This is a genomic window from Pantoea sp. GbtcB22 (genome assembly GCF_019091025.1).
Lineage (GTDB): Bacteria > Pseudomonadota > Gammaproteobacteria > Enterobacterales > Enterobacteriaceae > Pantoea > Pantoea leporis.
In genome coordinates this window covers 1-245 of the sequence record NZ_JAGXKB010000619.1, presented here as the reverse complement: position 1 = coordinate 245, position 245 = coordinate 1, and the positions used below count along the sequence as shown (strand labels likewise).

Annotated in this window: 1 protein-coding gene; it reads right to left on the bottom strand. The window is 55.9% G+C overall.

Annotation, left to right across the window (positions count from 1 at the left end; all coding sequences use genetic code 11):
- A partial coding sequence (locus KVT28_RS26170) for a molybdenum cofactor biosynthesis protein MoaE (RefSeq protein ID WP_217551190.1) occupies positions 1-245 on the bottom strand: 245 nt, incomplete at both ends.

The following is a 245-nucleotide window of genomic DNA, read 5'->3' as shown; positions in this document are numbered from 1 at the left end:
GTATCGTCGCTTGTTTTTGCGTCCACCCAGGTCTCGCCGTCGCTAGTTCGTTCGTTCTTCCAAAAAGGGGCCTTGGTCTTGAGATAATCCATTAGGAATTCGGCCGCCGAAATGGCCTCAGCGCGGTGCGCTGAAAGCGTGATTACGAGAACGATGGGAACGCCGGGCCCGAGGACGCCAAAGCGATGGATAATGAGCCAGGCGGTCTTAGGAAGACAACAAGCACGCACAACTCCTTGGCTCAC